Origin of the sequence: Dactylosporangium sp. CA-233914 (assembly GCF_050942935.1) — a bacterium.
In the GTDB taxonomy this organism is placed as follows: domain Bacteria; phylum Actinomycetota; class Actinomycetes; order Mycobacteriales; family Micromonosporaceae; genus Dactylosporangium.
Map to the genome: position 1 here is coordinate 10,971,740 of NZ_CP192030.1, position 17,390 is coordinate 10,989,129.

General features: G+C 74.0%; 14 protein-coding genes. 7 read left to right on the forward strand and 7 right to left on the reverse strand.

All coding sequences use genetic code 11. The features are described 5' to 3' along the window. Positions 1–87 precede the first annotated feature (87 nt). Genes ACQPY0_RS48780 through ACQPY0_RS48790 form a run of 3 tightly spaced genes read right to left on the reverse strand, consistent with a single transcriptional unit; the run spans position 88 to position 2,977 of the window. A complete protein-coding gene (locus tag ACQPY0_RS48780; protein WP_432977291.1) occupies positions 88–837 on the reverse strand; it encodes an SDR family oxidoreductase in 750 nt (249 codons plus the stop codon). A gap of 27 nt (positions 838–864) precedes the next feature. Next, complete coding sequence (locus ACQPY0_RS48785; RefSeq protein WP_432977294.1) at positions 865–1,452, reverse strand: NADPH-dependent FMN reductase; 588 nt, start codon at positions 1,450–1,452, stop codon at positions 865–867. Further along, positions 1,445–2,977: an MDR family MFS transporter gene (locus ACQPY0_RS48790; RefSeq protein WP_432977297.1), complete on the reverse strand. Its 1,533-nt coding sequence runs from the start codon at positions 2,975–2,977 to the stop codon at positions 1,445–1,447. Before ACQPY0_RS48790 ends, ACQPY0_RS48785 begins: the two co-directional genes overlap by 8 nt. A gap of 84 nt (positions 2,978–3,061) precedes the next feature. Between ACQPY0_RS48790 and ACQPY0_RS48795 the strand changes: the two genes are divergently transcribed. After that, positions 3,062–3,928, forward strand: a complete 867-nt coding sequence (locus tag ACQPY0_RS48795) for a TetR/AcrR family transcriptional regulator (protein ID WP_432977300.1) — start codon at positions 3,062–3,064, stop codon at positions 3,926–3,928. On the opposite strand, the gene ACQPY0_RS48800 is transcribed toward ACQPY0_RS48795, so the two are convergent. The 4 genes from ACQPY0_RS48800 to ACQPY0_RS48815 all read right to left on the reverse strand — a co-directional run bounded on the left by ACQPY0_RS48800 (position 3,893) and on the right by ACQPY0_RS48815 (position 11,854). Beyond that, on the reverse strand, positions 3,893–7,252 hold the full coding sequence (locus ACQPY0_RS48800) for an error-prone DNA polymerase (protein WP_432977303.1): 3,360 nt from the start codon (positions 7,250–7,252) through the stop codon (positions 3,893–3,895). The genes ACQPY0_RS48795 and ACQPY0_RS48800 overlap by 36 nt on opposite strands. Then, the gene (locus ACQPY0_RS48805; RefSeq protein ID WP_432977306.1) at positions 7,252–8,820 is read right to left on the reverse strand and encodes a DNA polymerase Y family protein; all 1,569 of its coding nucleotides are present in this window, start codon (positions 8,818–8,820) and stop codon (positions 7,252–7,254) included. Before ACQPY0_RS48805 ends, ACQPY0_RS48800 begins: the two co-directional genes overlap by 1 nt. Then, positions 8,817–10,331, reverse strand: coding sequence for a hypothetical protein (locus ACQPY0_RS48810; protein WP_432977309.1), 1,515 nt, complete (start codon positions 10,329–10,331; stop codon positions 8,817–8,819). Before ACQPY0_RS48810 ends, ACQPY0_RS48805 begins: the two co-directional genes overlap by 4 nt. Positions 10,332–11,341: 1,010 nt before the next feature. Continuing rightward, positions 11,342–11,854, reverse strand: a complete 513-nt coding sequence (locus ACQPY0_RS48815; RefSeq protein WP_432977312.1) for an SAV_6107 family HEPN domain-containing protein — start codon at positions 11,852–11,854, stop codon at positions 11,342–11,344. A gap of 579 nt (positions 11,855–12,433) precedes the next feature. On the opposite strand from ACQPY0_RS48815, the gene ACQPY0_RS48820 reads away from it, so the two are divergent. The 6 genes from ACQPY0_RS48820 to ACQPY0_RS48845 are packed head-to-tail and all read left to right on the forward strand — an operon-like array spanning position 12,434 to position 17,342. Then, positions 12,434–12,922: a YbaK/EbsC family protein gene (locus tag ACQPY0_RS48820; protein ID WP_432977315.1), complete on the forward strand. Its 489-nt coding sequence runs from the start codon at positions 12,434–12,436 to the stop codon at positions 12,920–12,922. A gap of 47 nt (positions 12,923–12,969) precedes the next feature. Beyond that, complete coding sequence (locus ACQPY0_RS48825; protein ID WP_432995710.1) at positions 12,970–13,572, forward strand: monooxygenase; 603 nt, start codon at positions 12,970–12,972, stop codon at positions 13,570–13,572. After that, positions 13,569–14,105 (forward strand): GNAT family N-acetyltransferase, encoded by a 537-nt coding sequence (locus ACQPY0_RS48830; RefSeq protein ID WP_432977318.1) that lies wholly within the window; start codon positions 13,569–13,571, stop codon positions 14,103–14,105. Before ACQPY0_RS48825 ends, ACQPY0_RS48830 begins: the two co-directional genes overlap by 4 nt. Then, positions 14,102–14,848 (forward strand): carotenoid biosynthesis protein, encoded by a 747-nt coding sequence (locus tag ACQPY0_RS48835; protein WP_432977321.1) that lies wholly within the window; start codon positions 14,102–14,104, stop codon positions 14,846–14,848. The genes ACQPY0_RS48830 and ACQPY0_RS48835 overlap by 4 nt, the downstream gene beginning before the upstream one ends. Next, positions 14,836–15,915: a glycosyltransferase gene (locus ACQPY0_RS48840; RefSeq protein WP_432977324.1), complete on the forward strand. Its 1,080-nt coding sequence runs from the start codon at positions 14,836–14,838 to the stop codon at positions 15,913–15,915. Before ACQPY0_RS48835 ends, ACQPY0_RS48840 begins: the two co-directional genes overlap by 13 nt. After that, the gene (locus ACQPY0_RS48845; RefSeq protein WP_432977326.1) at positions 15,903–17,342 is read left to right on the forward strand and encodes a phytoene desaturase family protein; all 1,440 of its coding nucleotides are present in this window, start codon (positions 15,903–15,905) and stop codon (positions 17,340–17,342) included. The genes ACQPY0_RS48840 and ACQPY0_RS48845 overlap by 13 nt, the downstream gene beginning before the upstream one ends. Positions 17,343–17,390: the final 48 nt, after the last annotated feature.

Here is a 17,390-nt window from a genome sequence, read left to right on the forward strand (position 1 = left end):
CCACCAGGTGACCTGGTTGAGCAGGCGACTTCGCGGTCAACCCACAGGGCCCCGGCGTCCCGGGACCCTGTGGCGCCGGTGTGCCGCCTACAGCAGGGTGCCGCCGGTGACGTCGATCCACTGGCCGGTGATCCAGCGGCTGTCGTGCGAGGCGAGGAAGGCCACCGTGTCGGCGACGTCCTGCGGGGTGCCGATCCGACCCATCGGCGACAGCGACTCCAACCAGGCCAGCGCCTCCCCGACGAGTCGCCCCTGGTGCATGTCGGTGTCGATGACGCCGGGCGCCACGGTGTTGACGGTGATGGCCCGCGGCCCCAGCTGCTTGCCCAGCGTCGCGGTGAGCACGTCCATTGCGCTTTTGGACATGGCGTAGGCGATCGAGCGTGACATCGACGAGCCGCGGGTCAGCATCGTGGAGATGTTGACGATTCGACCGCCGTCGCGCAGCCGGCGCAGGGCGTGCTGGGTGATGAAGAACGGGGCGGTCGTGTTGACCGCGACGAGGTGGTCGAACGCGGCCCGGCTCACGTCCTGGATCTCGGCCTGGTCGCCCAGGATTCCGGCGTTGTTGACCAGGATGTCGAGGCTGTCGGCCTGTGCGTCGAACCCGGCCCATAGCGTCTCGGCGTCACCGTCCACGCCGAACTCGGCGTGGACGGTGAACGCGTGGCCGCCGGATGCCTCGATCGCCGCGACGGTCTCCTTGGCCGCTGCCTCGTTGCTGCTGTAGTGCACGGCGACGCGGGCGCCGTCGCGGCCCAGCCGGGTCGCGATCGCCCGGCCGATGCCCCGGCTGCCGCCGGTCACCAGGGCCGTCTTGCCGGAAAGTGCGGTCATGTCTGGTACGCCTCTCGTGCGGTTCGCTCAGGCCTGGTACGGGATGGTGGTTTTGGCGTCCTTGAGTGCCCGCGCCCACCAGGTGACCTGGTTGAGCAGGGTTTTGGCAGCGGTCGCGGGGCCGTGCGGGTCCTTGGGTCGGCCGTCGCCGTCGAACTGCTCCCAGGCGCCGTGGAAGCTGACGGTGTCCCGGGTGGTGACGGCGTGCAGCTCCGCGAAGACGAGGCGCAGGTGCTCCACGGCCCGCAGGCCGCCGGAGACTCCGCCGTAGGACACGAATGCCACCGGCTTGGCGTGGAACTGGGCGTTGTGCCAGTCGATGACGTTCTTCAGCGCACCCGGGTAGCTGTGGTTGTACTCCGGGGTGACCACGACGAAGGCGTCGGCGGCGTCCAGGCGCGGGGTCAGGCCGGCGAGCGCCTGCAGCACGTGGTCCGGGGGCGACATCGCCGGGGCGGCCGAGCCGATCGGCACGTCGGCCAGGTCGACCAGATCGACCTGGACGTCGTCGCGGCCCTGGGCCTCGCCGACGAACCAGTTGGCGACGGTCGGGCCGAACCGTCCGTCGCGGACGCTGCCGATGATGACGACCAGTTGCAGCCGGTGCTCAGACATGGTGCTCCTCGATGGTGGGGGTGGACTCGGAACGGGTCGACTCGGGGGTGGCGCGGTCGCGCAGAGCGGTTTCGCGGATGAACCAGGCCAGCGCGAACGCGACGGCGCCGAGGGTCGCGCCGGCGACGGCCATGCTGTGCACGCCGTCGGCGACGCCGGCGCGGATCGCGTCCTGGGCGACGCTGGGCAGCCGCTGGACGGCCTCGGCGGTCAGCTCGCCGCCGGAGAGGATGCGACCAGCCGGCTCGACGCCGAGGCGGTCATCGAGGGTGGCGGTCATCCGGCTGGTGTACAGGGCACCGAGCACGGCGGCGCCCAGCGAGGCGCCCATGGTGTGCCAGAGCGTGACCGAGCCGCTGGCCGCACCCATGTCGCGGGGCGGCGCGCTGTTGATCGTGATGATCGTGGTGCTTTGCATGATCAGGCCCACCCCGGCCCCGCCGAGCAGGGTGAGCGCCGAGGCGAGGGCCAGGTTGGTGTCCGGCTCAAGGGCGAGCAGCGCCAGCATGCCGGCGGACAACACCGCACCGCCGAGGATCGCCAGGCGGCGGTACCGGCCGGTGCGGGAGATGACCTGGCCGCTGCCGACCGAGACCGCGACCATGCCGAGCATCGCGGGCAGGATCAGCAGGCCGCTCGCGGTCGGCGAGGCGCCCTTCGCCAGCTGCATGTACAGCGGCAGGAAGGCAGCGAAGACCATCATCGCGGCGCCGGCCGTCAGACGCAGGATCTGGGCCAGGGTGAAGCTGCGGTCGGCGAACAGCCGCAGCGGCACGACAGGCTCGGCGGCGCGCCGCTCCACCCGCAGGAAGACCGCCAATGCCACCACCGCGGTGGCGGCCAACCCCAGGGTCGGCGCCGAGGCCCACGTGTACCGGGTGCCGGCCCAGTTCGCCAGCAGACTCAGCGCCACGAGCACGACGGTCAGCAGCAGCGCGCCCGCGGCGTCGATGCGTGCGGTGATCCGCCGTGGTTCCAGCCGGATCATGGTCGCGACGAGCAGCGTGGCGACGGTGCCGATCGGCAGGTTGATGTAGAAGGCCCAGCGCCAACTCAGCTGCTCGGTGAACACGCCGCCGAGGAGGGGGCCGGCGATCATTGCGACCGGCATGATCACGCCGAACAGGCCCATGAGCCGGGCGCTCTGCCTGGGCGGCACGAGCTCGGCGATGAGCGCCAGGGCGCCGACCATGAGGCCGCCGCCGCCCAGGCCCTGAATCACCCGGAAGGCGATGAGCTGCCACATTTCCTGGGACATCCCGGCCAGCGCCGAGCCGAGCAGGAACAGCCCGATCGCCGACAGGTAGGCCGGCTTGCGCCCGAGCAGGTCGCCGAGCTTGCCCCAGATCGGCGTCGCTGCGGCCATCGGGACCAGGTAGGCGGTCATCACCCAGGAGAAGTCCTGCGCCCCACCCAGGTCACCGACGATGACCGGCAACGCGGGCCCGAGCATCATTCCGTCGAGCGGGGCCGTGATCATGCCGAGGATCACCCCGATCACACCTACGTACAGACTTCGGCTCACGGACCTCACTCCAATCGCGTACGTCGTACTCGAAATGGACGCTAGCTATTCAAGTACGATGTACGCAAGAGAGGGTGGTGTGACGTGTCGGACACCAGCAACGTCAGCATCTGGATGCGTCCGGAACAGGTGCAGCGATCCGGACCCGGCCGGCGCCCCGGCTACAGCCGGGCGCAGATCACCGCGACCGCCATCCGCATCGCCGATGCCGACGGCCTCGACGCCGCGACGATGCGCCGCATCGGCCAGGAGTTGGGCACCGGCGCGATGTCGCTGTACCGGTACGTGCCCAAACGCGACGACCTCATCGACCTCATGGTCGACACCGTCGCCGGCGAGATCGACCTGCCCGACCGGCCCAGCGGTGACTGGCGCGCCGACCTGTCCCTGGTAGCGCACCAGACCCGCGCCGTCGGGTTTCGCCACCCCTGGCAGGTGACCCTTGCCCGGCGCCCCACCCTCGGCCCGAACTCCCTGCGCGTCTACGACTTCGCCCTCAGCGCCCTCGACGGATTCGGTCTGCACATCGACGCCATGACGACGCTGAACAGCCTGGTCGCCAATTACGTCGACAGCGCCGTCCGCGACGAGATCGGCTGGCTGGAGCACGCGCGGCACACCGGCATGGACCGCCGCCAGTGGATGACCGAGTACGTCGGACCGTACGTCAACCAGGTGGTCGCGTCCGGCAAGTACCCGATGTTCAGCCGCAACATCCGCGAGGGCAGGCTGTCGCACCAGCCGCCCGACGTGCGCTTCCAGTACGGCCTCGACCACGTCCTCAACGCCATCGCCGACGCCCTGCCCGACCGGCCCACCCGCCGGGCGCCCGACGCCGACCCCACCACACCGGGTGTGTGCCGACCGGGTCGTTCGCCGCGGGTTGCAGGCCCCGATCTCGCCGGGGTTGCGGGTTCAGCGGAAGTCGCGGCTGGAGGAGCGGACCGGTAGCGTCAGCTCGGCCAGGTGGTCGGCCCGGAGGTTGAGCACGCCCTCGGCCTTCTCCAGGACGCCGCGGATGACCATGGCGTTGGCGGTGCGGGCGACCTTGCGGTATCGCTGCCAGAGCCCCGGCGTGCAGGTGACGTTGAGCATGCCGGTCTCGTCCTCGAGGTTGATGAACGTCACCCCACCGGCCGTGGCCGGGCGCTGGCGGTGAGTGACGATCCCGCCGACCGACACCCGACGGCCGTGGTCGACCCCGTGCAGGGCCTCGATGGCGTGGGCGCCAATGGTGTCGAGGTAGGGGCGGGCGAACTGGGCGGGGTGCGCGTCGGGCGCCAGGCCGGTGGCCCAGACGTCGGCGATCATGCGCTCGACGGCGTCCATGCCGGGCAGCATCGGCGGCCTGGTGCCGCCCGTCGTGCCCGGCAGGCGGTCGGCCGTCTCGCGGGCCGCGGCGCCCGCCGCCCACAGGGCCTCGCGGCGGGTCAGGCCCAGGCCGGCGAAGGCGTCCGCGGTGGCGAGCGCCTCCAGGTGGGTGGCGGTGAGGCCGGCCCGGCGGGCCAGGTCGGCCATCGAGACGTACGGCCCGCCCGCGCGGCGCTCCTGCTCGACGCGCTCGGCCACCTTGTCGCCCAGGGAGCGGACCGACTTGAGCCCGAGCCGGACGGCGGGGCCGCCACGGCCCCAGGTGCCGGGGCCGCCGTCGGGGGGTTGCTCGGCCAGGCTCTCGTGCGGATGCTCCAGCTTGGCCGCCGCGTTGCTGATGTTGATGTCGGGGCGCAAGACCTCCACGCCGTGGCGGCGGGCGTCGTCCACCAGGGATTGTGGCGAGTAGAAGCCCATCGGCTGGGCGTTGAGCAGGGCGGCGCAGAACGCGGCCGGGTGGTAGCGCTTGAGCCAGGCGCTCGCGTAGACCAGGTACGCGAAGCTCATCGCGTGGCTCTCCGGGAAACCGTAGTTGGCGAACGCGGCCAGCTTGTCGAAGAGGTCCTGGGCCAGGGGGCCCGTGATGCCGTTGCGGGCCATGCCCTCGAAGAGGCGCTCGCGGATCGCGGTCATGCGCTCCATCGAGCGCTTCGAGCCCATCGCCCGGCGCAGTTCGTCGGACTCGGCGGGGGTGAAGCCGGCGACGTCGATGGCCATCTGCATGAGCTGCTCCTGGAACAACGGCACGCCGAGGGTCTTCTCCAGCGAGGGCTTGAGCAGGTCGTGCGGGTACGTGATCTCTTCGAGGTCATTTTTCCGGCGGATGTACGGGTGGACCGAGCCGCCCTGGATCGGGCCCGGGCGGATCAGCGCCACCTCCACCACCAGGTCGTAGAACTCGCGGGGCTTGAGCCTCGGCAGGGTCGCCATCTGGGCGCGGCTCTCCACCTGGAACACGCCGACGGAGTCGGCGCGGCAGAGCATGTCGTACACCTCGGGGTCGTCCAGGGGCATGTGCGCGATGTCGAGCTCGGAGTCGATCATCTCGAAGGCGTACCGCAGCGCCGAGAGCATGCCGAGTCCCAGCAGGTCGAACTTGACCAGGCCGACCGAGGCGCAGTCGTCCTTGTCCCACTGCAGGACGGTGCGGTTCTCCATCCGGGCATGCTCCACCGGGCACACCTCGATCACCGGGCGGTCGCAGATGACCATGCCGCCGGAGTGGATGCCCAGGTGCCGCGGGAACGTCATGAGCTCGTTGGCGAAGTCGATCACCGGAGCCGGGATGTCGTCGACATCGCCCGGGGAGCCCGCGGAGGCGACCGCGCCCCAGCGCTCGACCTGCTTGCTCCACGCGTCCTGCTGGCCCGGCGAATGCCCGAACGCCTTGGCCATGTCGCGCACGGCGGACTTCGGGCGGTACGAGATGACGTTCGCGACCTGGGCGGTGAACGTGCGCCCGTACTTGCCGTACACGTGCTGGATGACCTCCTCGCGCCGGTCGGACTCGATGTCGATGTCGATGTCCGGCGGGCCGTCGCGCTCCGGGGACAGGAACCGCTCGAACAGCAGGCCCCATCGCACCGCGTCGACGTTGGTGATCTTCAGCGCGTAGCAGACCGCGGAGTTGGCCGCCGAGCCGCGGCCCTGGCAGTAGATGCCCTTGTCGCGACAGAACGTGACGATGTCGTGGACCACCAGAAAGTACCCCGGAAAATCCAGCTCCTCGATCAGTGCCAGCTCGTGCTCCAGCTGGGCGTGCGCCTTGGCATTTTCGGGGTACCGCTCGGCCGCGCCCTGCGCCGTGAGGTGCCGCAGCCACTGCATCTCCGACACGCCGGGGACCGGCACCGGGTACGCGGGCAGGTTCGGCGCCACGAGCTGCAGGTCGAACGCGAGGTCGCGGCCGAGGGCGGCGGCTCGCGGTACCGCATCCGGGAAGGCGGCGAAGCGGCGGGCCATCTCGTCGCCGGAGCGCAGGTGCGCGGCCCCCGCGGCGGGCAGCCAGCCGTCGATCTCGTCGAGGCTGCGCCGGGCCCGTACGGCCGCGAGCGCGGTGGCGAGCCGGCGCCGCCCCGGCACCGCGTAGTGCACGTTGTTCGTCGCGACGAGCATGAGCCCCCGCTCGCCGGCCAGGTCCGCGAGGGCGTCGTTGCGCTCGTCGTCGAGCGGATCGCCGTGCGCGGTCAGCTCGACGGCCACCGACTGCGTCCCGAACAGCGCGACCAGCCGGTCCAGCTCGCCGCGCGCCGCGTCCACCCCGTGCTCCAGCAGCGCGGCCGGCACGTGGCCCTTGCGGCACCCGGTCAGCGCCACGACGTGATCGCGCAGCGCGGCGGCGGCCTCCTCCAGGTCGTACACCGGGCGGCCCTTCTCCCCGCCGCGCAGATGCGCCTCGCTGATCACGCGGGACAGCCGGGCGTACCCCTCCGGGCCTCGCGCGAGCAGCAGCAGGTGCCGGCCGAGCGGGTCCGGCACGCCGTTCTGCGGGCCGGGCAGCCCCAGGGAGAGCTCCGCGCCGAACACGGTACGCAGCTCCAGCGCCCGCGCGGCCTCGGCGAAGCGCACGACGCCGTAGAAGCCGTCATGGTCGGTGAGGGCGATCGCGTCGAGCCCGAGCCGGGCCGCCGTCTCCGCCAGCTCCTCGGGGTGGCTCGCCCCGTCGAGGAAACTGAAGTTGCTGTGGGCGTGCAGCTCGGCGTACGGCATCGTGCGCTCGGGCCTGGGCAGGGCCGGCGCCGTGTACTGCGCGCGCTTGCGTGACCACGCCGGGGAGTCGCCGCCGTCGCCGTGATCCGCGGAGAGCACGTCGGGGTGGTAGTCGGAGCCCGGCGGCAGCCAACTCTTGCCGGACAGCCGCCGCTCCAGCTCCGACCAGGGGATGTCGGGGTTGTTGAAGCCCATCAGTCGTACAGCGCTTCCATGTGCCAGGCTCCATTGCGCAGTACCGCCAGAAAGGCCCGGCCGTCGGCGAGCAGCAGCTGGAACCGCGCCGCCCGCCGGGCCTCCGTCTCGTCCCACCATCGCTCGTCCACGGGCCACGGCCCGGCCCAGCCGACGACCTCGACCGGCTCGCCGGCCCCGGCCCGGACCCGCTTCGGCTCGCCGCTGAGCTCCAGCCGCCCGCTCACCCGGACCGGGTTGCCGTCCTCGTCGAGCACGTCGGCGGGGAGCGGCTCGACGTACACCGTGGCGGGGCTCGGCCCCGGAATCCGCCCCGGCCACGGCGCCTCGACGCCTTGCGCGCTCCGCTCGTCGCCCCAGGCCACGAGCCGGATACGGCTGCGATCGGCCCGGCCGCCGTCGAGGACCGCCGTGAGGACCGCGTCCGGGCCGAGCAGGCCTTGTACCCGGGTGAGCGCGCGGTGGGCCCGGTCGCGCTCGTCGCCGGCCTCGCCCCAGAGGCCGGGCTGCAGCCCGAGGTGCTCGACCACGCCCTCGGGGACGAGGCGCAGCCGCACGATCCCGGACGCCGGCGGCGCCTCGTCGGCCGGGCCGTTTGGCGGAACGTGCCGGGCCCGGGCGGTGCGCAGCCAGCCCTCGAGCTGCCAGCGGAGGCGATCGGCGATGGCGTTGACGGTGAGCAGGCCGTCGTGCCGCCAGGTGCGGACCAGCTCCTCCCCGGTCTCGGTGACGGCCTCGATCGCCAGCCGGGTGCACGCCAGGCCGTGCGATCCGAGCCGGTCGTGCAGCCGCTCGGCCAGCGCCCGGGCCGCGAACGCGGCGGCGTCGACGCGGTCGAGCGGTTCGTCGTACGCCTCGGTGACATCGATCTCGGCGGGCGGCCGCCGCGGCGCGAACGGCCGCTCGTCCCGCCCGCCGGCCAGCCGGTGCGCGAGCGCCGCGTCGAAGCCGAACCGGTCGAGCACGTCGGCGCCGGGCAGCGCCGCGAACTCCCCGAGCGTGTGGATCCCCAGCCGCCGCAGCAGATCGACGAGGTGCGGCCGGCCGAGCGCCGCGATCCCCAGCCCGGCCAGGAACCGCGGGGTCTCCCCGTCGGGCACGACGACCCCGGCCCGGGCGGCCAGCCCCGCCGCGAACGTCCCCTCGGCGATGCCGACCTGCGCCTCCACCTCGCACGCCTGCGCGATCTGCTCGACGATCCGCTCGGCGGCGGCGACCTCGCTGCCGTGGTACCGCGCGGGGCCGCGCGCCGCGAGCGCACAAGCCCCCGGCCGCAGCGCCTCCACTCCGGCGGCGATCGCCTCGACGGCCGCGAGTACCGGCTCGAAGGCCCGCATGTCCCGCCCCGGGTCGTGCTCGATCACGATGAGGTGCGGGCAGCGCCCCTGCGCCTCCCGTTTGCGCAGCCCCCGCCGCACCCCCTCCTCCCGCGCCGCCGGCGAGGCCACCAGCACCCGGTTGGCGTGCATGACCGCCACGGCCTCCCGCGCCGGATACCCGTCCACGATCTCGGCCGCGACGACGGGCCAGTCGGGGCACCAGACCACCAGCATCCGCACCGGCCTCACCCCACCCGGCGCAACGACGAACGGGCGCGGCCGGACCGCCCCGGCTCGGGCGGCTCGGCCGGCTCGACCGAGGACCGGCCCGGCGGCACCGACTCGACCGGCGGGAGGGAACGGACAGCCGACTCGACCGGCGGGAGGGAATGGACGGCCGGTTCGGCCGACGCGAGGGAACGCGCGACCGGCTCGGCCGACGCGAGGGAACGCGTGACCAGCTCGGCCGGCGGAAGCGACCCGGGGCCCACCCCAGCCGACGCAAGGGGCTGAGCGACCGACTCGGCCGACGCGAGGGAACGCACGACCAGCTCGGCCGGCGGAAGCGACCCGGGGCCCACCCCAGCCGACGCAAGGGGCTGAGCGACCGACTCGGCCGACGCGAGGGAACGCACGACCGGCTTGACCGGCGGAAGCGACCCAGGGCCCGCCCCAGCCAACGCAAGGGACTGAGCGACCAGCTCGGCCGACGCGAGGGCACGGGCGACCGGCTCGGCCGGCGGGAGCGACCGGGGGTCCGCTCCGGTCGGCGGGACCGGTGCGAGGGCGCGGCGGGTCGGCTCGGCCGGTGACAGGGAGCGGGGCGCCGGCCCGGGCGCCGGAAGCGGGCGGGGTTCCGGCCCGGGCGCGGGGAGGAGGCGGGTCACCGGGGGCAGGACGCCGGAGAGCTCGGGGAGCCACAGGGTCACCTCGCGCGGGGCGGCGGCGGCTCCGCGGCCGCGGGCCTGGACGGTCATCTCGCGGCAGCGCAGGCGGCCCCGGCCGGCGGTGAGGCCGCCCCAGGTGCCCCGCACCGGCGCGACGGTCAGGTCGGCCCCCGCCCACGACGGCCCGGCCGGCATCAGCACGCTCCCCCGCTGCCGCGCCCGCGCCGCCAGCCGCCCGGTCACCACCGGCGCCACCGGTCCCGGCGGCGCCACGACCACGATGTCGAACCCGTCGAGCAGGGCGGCGACGATGGTGGTCCACTCGGTTCCGGGATGCGGAACCAGCGCGAGCCGCTCCAGCGCGATCCCCATCTCGGCGGCCGCGATCGGGCTCAGGGCCGGCAGCCCGACGACCGCGCACCACGATCCGGCGGCCGATGCCGCCGCGAGCAGGGCGAGCAGCACGGACGAGGTGTGCACCGCCACGGTCGCTCCCCGCCGCAGCCCACCACCGGGCAGCAGCGCCCGCAGCCCCGCCAGCACCGGCAGCGTCCGGGTGCTGGCGACCACCTCGGCATCCCGCTGCCCGGCCGTGCGCACCATGCCGCCCAGCCCCGCGGCCCGCACCGCCTGCAGCCCCGCCGCCCGGCGCGCCGCGCTGCCGGCCACCGGCCCGGATGCCTCCGACTGGCCTCCTCCCGGCACCCGGCCGGATCGATCGGCGGGGTCCTGCAGGAAAGCCGGGCCGACCGGGGAGAGGTGGCGAGGGGGCACACGGCCGCCGACGACGGGCACCGAGGACCAGTCATCGTCCTCGGTGCGGATGTCGTCGTACGCCTCGTCGTAGAACTCGGCGGCCGCCGAAGCCGACATGCCAGCCACGGCCCTCTTGCTCCCCCACATGTTGTGCGACCCGAGAGATAAACACGGTTAAATACGGACAAATCGCCCATAGTTGGAAATGTCTGGCCTGCGAAACTCCTTCGGTGGCGCGGAAACGGATCGATGACGGCGGTGCGCTGCGAACGGGACGTGACGCACCGCGGACGGGCGAGATCAGCCGGACCCGGAACGACCAGGCGCGTGACAGCCCGAGACGAACCGGCCCGAGGCCGAACGACCCTGGGTGAGACGGCCCGAGACGAACCAGCCCGGGACCGAACGACCCGAGGTGAGGCGGCCAAGGACGGAACCGCCCGAGACGAACCGGCCCGAGGCCGAACACCCCTGGGCGAGACGGCCCGAGACGAACCAGCCCGGGACCGAACGACCCGAGGTGAGGCAGCCAAGGACGGAACCGCCTGAGGCGGAACGGCCCGAGACGAACCGGCTCAAGGCGAAACGGCCCGGGATGAGGCGACCGAGGACGGAACGGCCCGAGACGGAACGGCTCAAGGCGAAACGGCCTAGGGTGAAGCGGCCGAGGGCGGAACGCACCAAGGCTGGCCGGTCCAGGACGAACCGGCTCAAGGTGAAACGGCCCGAGGTCGGGCGGCCTGGGGCGAGGCGGCCGAGGATGGAACGACCCGAGGCGGGCCGGCCCAAGACGAACCGTCCTGGAGCCGGGCGACCCGAGGTGAGGCGGCCGGGGACGGAACGCACCGGGCGCGAGGGGCGCGAGCCGGGGGTCAGGCCGCGGCGGAGCGCGGCACGGCCCGACGGGGAGGGCTGGTCGCGGGTGAGCGCATGCCGAGTGAGCAGGCCTGGGACCGTGCCGGCGCGGGCCGCGACAGCGCGCGGGCCTTGACCGGGTGGGGCGCAGGCGGCGGACCCGGCGAGGGCCGGGATCGGTGGCGTCGGAGATGCTGGGTGCACGGTGGTGGCTTCGGCTGGGCGCGGCTCGGCGCGGTGGCGGGCTGGACGGGTGGGCCGGGGCGCGGGCGTCAGCTGGCCAGGCCTTCGAGCCGGGGCTGATACGAATAGCCGAGGGCTACCTCGACCACCGCGATGAACTGCTCGGCGGAGCGCATCAGGTCGTCGGCCTCGCGGGCGGTCACCACGCGGGGGATGCCGGCCTCGGCCGCCGAGCGCTTGCTGGCGCCGGCCGCGAAGAAGGACGCCCACTCGCTCAGCTCCGGGGCGACCAGGACCAGCAGGGACCAGACGCTCGTGACGCGGCTGCGGCGGCCCGGGGCCGCGGGGACGGCGCGGGCGGCGAGGACCGCGGCCGCGGCGCGCAGGGCGGCCAGGTGGGCCGTGGCGTAGCGCATGCCGTCGGCGCGGATCTCGGCGGCCTCCTCCAGGCCGTGGCGGGCCATGGTGAGCAGCTCGCGCGGGGTCCGGTGCGGCAACGCGTGCGCGGGGACCGGAAGCTGCTGGCGGGACGCACCGCCGGCCGGCGCGGGGGCCGGGAATCGGCTGACGTTGGACGAGCTGGTCGAACGGTTCGTCGGCATCGGTGCTCTCCCTCGGTGGTGCGTCGGGCAGGCTCGGGCTTGCCTTGGATCTCGTGCGCGCCGCCGCGGGGGGAGTCGCAGCGTCGTGCGGGTGATGCCGAGGTCCGCGACGGCGACGGCGTGCCGGCCGGGCGTGGAGCTTCCCCACACCACCCCCGGCCGGCTGGGCCGCCGGCTCGCCGCCCGGGGGTCGTGGGCGGCGAGCCGGCGGACCCCGCCTGAGGCCAGACCCGCGAAAATCCGGCCTCCGCGGTGTCGCGGACCGCGCTCGGGATCGGCGCCGCGAATCGCCTCCCCGAAGCAGTTCGAACATTCGTTCGATGGGCTAAGACTACACCGGGGAGGGCGGGGGGTGGCAACTGTTGGGGGAGGATTTTCGTACATCCGTTCGGACGAAGATCCGCAGCCGCCCGGCACGCTGCGCGCTCACACCGGAACCGATCGTCATGGCCTGCACCATAGCCAGGGGGTACGACAAAAAATCGCCGCGAACAACGTGCACCTGAGCGCGCCCCGAATCGCCGGCGGCGCGCCCCGGCCGGGACCGCACGAGTGAAACCGGAAGGGCAAGATAGAGCGATGGAGCAACATCCCAACGTGCAGGCGGTCCAGGACGCCCTGGACGCGGCCGGCGCGCGCGACGCCGCCGGCGAGCCGTGCCGGGTCAAGGTGCTCACCGAGCCGGTGCACACCGCGGCGGCCGCGGCCGCGGCGCTCGGCATCGAGGTGGGTCAGATCGCCAACTCGCTGATCTTCAACGCCGACGGGGAGCCGCTGCTCGTGCTCACCTCGGGCGCGCACCGGGTCGACACGGCCAAGGTCGCCGCGCTGCTGGGCATCGCGAAGGTCAAGCGGGCCGACGCAGACTTCGTGCGCACCAGCACCGGCCAGGTCATCGGCGGGGTCTCGCCGCTGGGGCACCCGAAGCCGCTGCGCACGCTGGTCGACGTGGACCTCGGGCAGTACGACGAGATCTGGGCCGCCGGCGGTATCCCGCAGGCCGTGTTCCCGATCACGCACGCCGAGCTGGTCCGCATCACCAGCGGCACCGCCGCCGAGGTGGCGTGATCGTCCGGCTGCACGTCTGGCGGGTGCCGAGGCTCGCGGTGCCCGCCATGTTCTGGTCGATGGCCGTGGACAGGCGGAAAGTCCGGAAAAAGGCGGACTTCGCCAAGCTGCTGGGCACGGGAAGGGGCAGCGAGTTCGGCGTGGGGTCGGCCGACCTGACCCGCTGGGCCGCGCTCGTGGTTTCGCAGGCGGCAACGGTACCGCCGATGCGTGGCGCGATCGCGAGCTGCACGCTGACGCTGGAGCCGATCGCCAGCCACGGGACGTGGTCCGGAAGGTCGCCGTTCAACGCGGAAAAGGCGGAAAATCCGGATGGACCGGTCGCGGTGCTGACCCGGGCCCGGCTGCGGGCGCGGCGGGCGATGGCGTTCTGGCGCGCGATCGGGCCGGTCGGCTCCGCCGTGGCCACCGCCGAGGGGCTGCACTGCGCCTTCGGCTTCGGCGAGGCCCCCGTAGGATTCCAGGGCACGATGAGCGTCTGGCGCCGCGCGGCGGACGTCGTGCGGTTCGCGTACCGTCGGCCGGAGCACGCCGCGGTCGTGGAGCGCACGCCTGCGCAGGGCTGGTATGCGGAGGAGTTGTTCGCCCGGTTCCGCGTGCTCGGCATCGACGGCGACCGAGAGGTGATCGGGTGGAGGGACGGCCAGTGAGGCTGGTGCGGTGGCGCGGGGAGGACCTGCTCGAGCGCCTCGACGACGTCATCGCCGTGTACGGCGAGGCCATGGGCTACTCCGTGCAGCTGCTGCAGACCCGCCGCGGCTACGTCGCCGGGCACACCCGCCGCGAGTCGTTCCAGGCGGTCGCCACGCTCGACGACGACGGCGGCCTGCTCGGCTTCGGCTACGGCTACCGCGGCACCTCCGGGCAGTGGTGGCACGACCAGGTGCGCAACGCGCTGCGCCGCGACGCCCGCAAGTACTGGCTGGCCGACTGCTTCGAGCTGGTCGAGCTGCACGTCCGCCCGCACGCGCAGGGGCACGGCATCGGCGCGCGGCAACTGCACGAGTTGCTCACCCAGGCCGCGCACGACACCGTCCTGCTCTCCACGCCGGAGGCGCCCGAGGCGACGTCGCGGGCCTGGCGGCTGTATCGCCGGTTCGGCTTCGTCGACGTCCTGCGCCACTTCAACTTCCCGGGCGACGACCGCCCCTTCGCCGTGCTGGGCCGGCAGCTCCCCCTGTGAGACCCGCGCCGCTGTGGTGGCTCCTCGGCGCCCTGGTCCTCGCCGAGATCGGCTATCCGCTGACCTCCGGGCGGGCCCGGGCGGCGCTCGTCGTGGTGACCGTGTGCCTGGGCTACGCGATCTCGGCCGGGCACGCGTACGCCACCCGCGGCCCCCGCACCGCCGGCGTCCTGGTGCTGGTCACGACGGGCGGCGGGTTCCTCGTCGAGGCGGTGGGGCGCTCAACCGGCTACCCGTTCGGCGACTACGACTACACCGGCGCGCTCGGGCCGCGGCTGCTGGGCGTGCCGCTGGTCGTCGCGCTGGCCTGGACGTGGATGGCATGGCCCGCCTGGGTGGCCGCCGGGCGTCTCGCCGCGCGGACGCTGCCCCGCATCGCCGTGGCGGGGGCCGGGCTGGCCGCGTGGGACCTGTTCCTCGATCCGCAGATGGTCTCCCAGCAGTACTGGCTGTGGCACGCCGGCACCGCGGGACTCCCGGGCGTGCCGGACATCCCGCTCATGAACTACCTCGGCTGGCTGGTCGTGGCCGTGGTGCTCATGGCCCTGCTGCACCTCGGCATCGGGGACGATCCGGCGCTTGCGAACAATGATGCGCCGATGTACGCGATGTACCTCTGGACGTACGCCTCGAGCATCCTGGCCCACGTGGCCTTTCTGGGGCTGCCGGGCTCGGCGGCCTGGGGAGCATTGGGCATGGGGCTCGTCGCGATCCCGCTGGCGGTGCGGCTGTGGCGCTGCTGATCGGCTGCGCGGTGCTGCTCGCACTGCTGGCGCACACGGTGGTGAACACGCTGCTGCTGAGGCGACCTTCCCAACCGGGGTCCACTGTGGACTCCGTGGCGGTGCTGCTGCCGCTGCGCGACGAGGCCGGGCGGGTCGAGCCGTGCCTGCGCGCGCTGCTGGCGCTGCCGCCGCCGGTGCGCCTGCTGGTGCTCGACGACGGCTCCACCGACGGCACCGCCGAGCTGGTGCGGCGCGTGGCCGGGGACCGGGTGACGCTGCTGTCCGGCCGGCCGCTGCCGCCGGGCTGGCTGGGCAAGCCGCACGCGTGCCAGCAGCTGGCCGAGGCGGCCGGCGACGCGACGGTACTCGTCTTCGTCGACGCCGACGTGGTGCTCGCCCCCGACGCGGTCGAGCGGGCCACCGTCCTGCTGCGACACTCCGATGTGGACCTGCTCAGCCCGTACCCGCGCATCGAGGCCGGCGGCCTCGGCGAGCGGCTCGTCCAGCCGCTGCTGCAGTGGTCGTGGCTGACGTTCCTGCCGCTGCGGGCGATGGAGCGCTCGCCGCGCCCGTCGCTGGCCGCGGCCGGCGGGCAGTTCCTGGTCGTGCGGCGCGAGGCGTACGAGCGCGCCGGGGGCCACGCGGCGGTGCGGGACAAGGTGCTGGAGGACATCGAGCTCGCCCGGGCGGTCAAGCGGGCCGGTGGGCGGATCGCGCTCGCGGACGGCTCGGGGCTGGCGCGCTGCCGGATGTACACCTCCTGGAACGAACTGATCGAGGGTTACGGCAAGTCGCTGTGGGCCTCGTTCGGCTCCCCCGCGGGCGCGGCCGCGGTCCTGGCGCTGCTGCTGGCGCTCTACGTGGTGCTGCCCGCGACCGTCCTGTTCGGACAGTGGGCGGGGCTGCTCGCCTACGCCCTCGGCGTCGCCGGCCGCGTCGTGTCCGCCCGCGCGAGCGGCGGCCGCGCCCTGCCCGACGCCCTCGCGCACCCGGTGTCGGTGCTGCTGTTCGCATGGCTGGTCGCCCGCTCGTACGCACGCCGCGGCGCCACCACCTGGAAGGGGCGCCCGACGTGGCGACCGTAGTCGTCGTCGGCGCCGGGGTCGGCGGGCTGTCCGCCGCGGCCCGCCTCGCCGCCGCCGGGCACGAGGTCACCGTCTTCGAGCGGGCGCCCGTGGCCGGCGGCAAGCTCGGCCGGCACGAGCGGGCGAGCGCGGCGGGGACGTTCCGGTTCGACACCGGCCCGAGCCTGTTCACCCTCCCCCAGGTCGCGGCGGAGCTGTTCGCCGCCACGGGTGGCGGAGGCCTGGATCTGGTACCCCTGGATCCGATCGTCCGCCACCGCTTCCCCGACGGTTCCACGCTGGACTCCGCTGCCGGGGACGCGTTCGCCGAGCGGATCGCGGCCGCGTTCGGCGCCGAGGCGGCCGCGGACTGGCGCCGGCTGTGGCGGCGGGCCGGGCGGGTGTGGGCGGCGTCGTGGCGGCATGTGCTGACCACCCCCGTGGACAGTCCACTGCGGATGGCCGGGCTCGCGTGGCGGCTGCGAGACCTGGCCGCGATCGCGCCCGGACGCACGCTGCGCGGGCTGGGCCGGACCCACCTGCGCGACCCGCGGCTGCGCATGCTGCTGGAGCGCTACGCGACGTACACCGGCGCCGACCCGCGCCGCGCCCCGGCCGCCCTGCTCGCGATCCCCTACGCGGAGCTGCAGTACGGCGGGTGGTACCTGCGCGGCGGCCTCGGCACCCTCGCCGGGGCGCTGCTGGAGCGCTGCGCGGCGCTCGGTGTGCGGGTGGTCACCGGGGCCGAGGTCCGCTCGATCACGATCGCCGGCGCGCGGGCGGCCGGTGTCGTGCTCGCCGACGGCGCGTCCGTGCCCGCGGACGTGGTGGTGGCCAACGCCGATGCGCTGCACGTGTACCGCGATCTGCTCCCCCGCCCGCGCCTGGCGCGCCGGCTCGAGGCGCGCAGCCTCGGCGGCTTCGTGCTGCTGCTCGGGCTGCGCGGCCGGACTCCGGGGCTCGCCCACCACACGGTGTTCTTCCCGCGCGACTACGACGCCGAGTTCGACGCGATCTTCGGCGCCCCGGCCCGCCCGGTGCGGGACCCGACCGTCTTCGTCACCGCCGCCGACGACCCGCTCGTGCGCCCGGACGGGCACGAGGGCTGGTTCGTGCTGGTCAACGCGGCCCCGCAGGGGGCCGTGGACTGGCCCGGGGTCGCGGACGAGTACGCCGAGCGGGTGCTGGCGACGCTGGCGGCGCGCGGGGTGGACGTGCGGGAGCGGGTGCTGTTCCGCGACGTGCTGACGCCCGCGGACCTGCAGGCCGCGACCAACTCGCCGGGCGGGGCCATCTACGGCACGGCCGGTCACGGGTTGCTGCGGCCGCCGAACCGCGGGGCGGTGCCGGGGCTGTTCCTCGTCGGCGGGTCCGTGCACCCCGGCGGCGGGCTGCCGCTGGTCATGCTCTCGGCGAAGATCGTCGCCGACGTCATCGGAGCCGCCTGAGCAGCGCCACCAGCTCCCGCTCCTCGAGCTCCTTCGCCAGGCGGTCCA